This window comes from Burkholderiaceae bacterium DAT-1 (genome assembly GCA_019084025.1).
In the GTDB taxonomy this organism is placed as follows: Bacteria; Pseudomonadota; Gammaproteobacteria; order Burkholderiales; family Chitinimonadaceae; genus DAT-1.
In genome coordinates this window covers 1-2,703 of the sequence record JAHRBI010000014.1, presented here as the reverse complement: position 1 = coordinate 2,703, position 2,703 = coordinate 1, and the positions used below count along the sequence as shown (strand labels likewise).

Here is a 2,703-nt window from a genome sequence, read left to right as displayed (position 1 = left end):
CGCTGGCCATCTTCCTGTTTGGCAGTCTGGTCCGCTTCGAGCGCGAGCAATACACCTGGAAAAGCGATAGCTCGCAGGTGCTGCATCGCGGCAATCTGCGACTGGGGAACAATCTGTTCCATATCGGAGTGATTGGCTTGTTCTTCGGGCATCTGGTGGGCTTGCTCACCCCGATCGCCATCTGGGATGCGCTGGGTGTCACCCATGGCTTCAAACAGATGATTGCCATGACGGCGGGCGGCATTTTTGGTACGACCGGCATGATCGGTCTCCTGATCCTGCTGCATCGCCGCCTCACCAATGCACGTCTGGCTGCGGTGACCAAGCCGATGGACAAAATCCTGCTGCTGTGGATTCTGGTCACGCTGGGTCTGGGTCTGAGCACCATTGTCGAATCCGCCGACCACCTCGATGGCCACATGATGACGCTGTTCATGGGTTGGGCGCAGCATATCCTCACCTTCCGGGGCGATGCGGCAACCTTGATCAGCGGCGCACCACTGATCTTCAAGCTGCATCTGTTTATGGGGCTGTCGCTGTTTGTGCTGTTCCCGTTTACACGATTGGTGCACGTGTGGAGCGGCTTTGGTTCGGTCACCTATCTGGCCCGCGCATGGCAGTTGGTTCGTCCACGGTGATGGCGTGATTGCACATGGATACACCGGGTTCAACTTGCGGATTAAATTAAATGACGAATGATTCAGCCCAAGAACTCCGGCGGGCGGCCACTCTCCGGCAAGGTATCCGGCGGGTGGCCGCCTGTGCGTTCACGGTCAATACGCTAGGCATAAACGCCATCCTGACCGCCAAACGCTATGGAGACCATGCACGCGGCTTTGGCATTATTTCATCCGAACTGCGGCATTTCAGCAAAGCCTTGCTGGTAGAGATGCAGGTGCTGACTGATCTGGGCATGCAACTCATCCGAGAAGAGTCGAATCTGCTCAAGCGGCACCGATGCATGGAATTACTGATTCGTACCGAGCAGGCTTCGCCGCACTCCGGACTGCAGGCCGTTATCCAGACCTTGAAATCAGATGATTCATTAAAAATGATCGAATTAAACAAGGTCAATAAACAAATGCATATAGCCCTCGGCAATGCTTTTGAAATTTGCCTGTTTGGTTCCGTTATTGCGCGATCGGCGCGCATCGAATCAGCTCACGCCAACACACAAGGCGATGCGCTGACTGATGCCGCCAATGATTTTGCCAAGCAAGTAGACAGCATTTTACTCAGCCTTGAGACCCTTAAACGTGCATTAAGGATAAACAAATGAAAAAGGCACACGTCATCGTTCAGGATGGAGACGCTGTCTGGTATGCCATTTCCAGAGATCCCGCGCGACCCGAGCACCTGATCGATACCAATGAATATCTTTGTCATGCCGGCAACGAGGCATTGCTGACCGATCCGGGCGGCATGGAAATCTTTCCGGCCGTATTTGGCGCCCTTGCAGAAGTCATTGATCCAATGAGCATTTCTGCCTTGTTTGCATCACATCAGGATCCGGATGTCATCAGCTCGCTATCGCTGTGGCTGAATTTTAATCCGGCCCTGCGCTGCCATGTCAGCGGACTCTGGAAAACCTTCATCCCGCACTTCGGCGGCAGGGAGCAGGATCTGATTGCCATTCCGGATCAGGGCCACACATTCCGTGTGGGAAACCACGCATTGCATGCCGTTCCAGCACACTATTTGCACTCGTCCGGCAACTTTCACCTATATGATCCACACTTGAAGTTACTCTTCAGCGGCGATATTGGAGCAGCACTGCTGCCGCAGGAATATCAAGAGCTCTATGTTCGAGACTTTGACCAACACATTCATTATGCCGAAGCGTTCCATCGCCGCTGGATGGGCTCCAATTCGGCCAAACTTGACTGGTGCGAACGTGCGGCCAAGATGGAAATCGATTTTCTTTGTCCTCAGCACGGTGCGATTTATCGCGGCGCCGATGTGATGCGTTTTATCAACTGGCTGGCTGATCTCAAGGTCGGCATTTGCTGAGATCGGCATGAAAAGCATGACAAATGTCCCCGGTGACTTTGAGCGCTTCATAAGCGGCTTCGAGCGCTTTCAGCACCAGTATTTCGAAGACATACCCGATCTCTATCGCGACCTGCGCGATGGACAGCATCCGGGCAAGCTGCTGATTGGCTGCTGCGATTCACGGGTCGACCCGGCCATGCTGCTGGGGTGCGATCCCGGCGATATCTTTACAGTGCGCAATGTCGCCAATCTGGTGCCCCCTTGCGCTACAGGTGACCATCATCACGGGGTATCGGCGGCGATACAGTTTGCTGTCGAACTGCTCGAAGTCGAGCGTATCATCGTGCTAGGCCACGCCCAATGCGGCGGCATTCGTGCGCTGATGGATGGCCGCTATTTCGGCCGCGAGGCGGGTGATTTTATCGGGCGCTGGGTCAACATTGCCGCGTACGCCCGCGATCAGGTCATTCAGGAAATGCCTGCAGCCAGCCCGCGAGAATGGCAGCGTGCCTGCGAACTCGCATCGATTCTGGTCTCGCTCAATAATCTGCGTTCGTTTCCCTGGGTGAAGGATCGCGTTGATAAGGGCAAACTCACCTTGCATGGCTGGTATTTTGATCTTGATGCCGGTGCACTGCTGGGCTGGTCACCACGTGCTGACAGCTTCCTGCCGCTGGTGTGCCCGATTACCAGAGATCGCACATGAGTCTG

The 2,703-nt window shown here is 54.9% G+C and carries 4 protein-coding genes; all 4 read left to right on the top strand.

The window, feature by feature from the left end:
- The first annotated feature begins 2 nt into the window (after nucleotides 1-2).
- The 4 genes from narI to KSF73_17240 are packed head-to-tail and all read left to right on the top strand — an operon-like array spanning nucleotide 3 to nucleotide 2,698.
- Nucleotides 3-638 carry a respiratory nitrate reductase subunit gamma gene (gene narI / locus KSF73_17255; GenBank protein ID MBV1777471.1) on the top strand — a complete coding sequence of 212 codons (636 nt, stop codon included), beginning with the start codon at nucleotides 3-5 and terminating at the stop codon, nucleotides 636-638.
- Between the two features lie 50 nt (nucleotides 639-688).
- Nucleotides 689-1,279 carry a hypothetical protein gene (locus KSF73_17250; protein ID MBV1777470.1) on the top strand — a complete coding sequence of 197 codons (591 nt, stop codon included), beginning with the start codon at nucleotides 689-691 and terminating at the stop codon, nucleotides 1,277-1,279.
- The gene (locus KSF73_17245) at nucleotides 1,276-2,010 is read left to right on the top strand and encodes an MBL fold metallo-hydrolase (protein MBV1777469.1); all 735 of its coding nucleotides are present in this window, start codon (nucleotides 1,276-1,278) and stop codon (nucleotides 2,008-2,010) included. The genes KSF73_17250 and KSF73_17245 overlap by 4 nt, the downstream gene beginning before the upstream one ends.
- Nucleotides 2,011-2,026: 16 nt before the next feature.
- Nucleotides 2,027-2,698 carry a carbonic anhydrase gene (locus KSF73_17240; GenBank protein ID MBV1777468.1) on the top strand — a complete coding sequence of 224 codons (672 nt, stop codon included), beginning with the start codon at nucleotides 2,027-2,029 and terminating at the stop codon, nucleotides 2,696-2,698.
- Nucleotides 2,699-2,703: the final 5 nt, after the last annotated feature.

What these genes read in the sequence shown, in the direction of transcription:
- KSF73_17245 (MBV1777469.1), top strand. Translation starts at nt 1,276, where the DNA reads ATGAAAAAGGCACACGTCATCGTTCAGGATGGAGACGCTGTCTGGTAT.
- KSF73_17250 (MBV1777470.1), top strand. Translation starts at nt 689, where the DNA reads ATGACGAATGATTCAGCCCAAGAACTCCGGCGGGCGGCCACTCTCCGG.
- KSF73_17240 (MBV1777468.1), top strand. Translation starts at nt 2,027, where the DNA reads ATGACAAATGTCCCCGGTGACTTTGAGCGCTTCATAAGCGGCTTCGAG.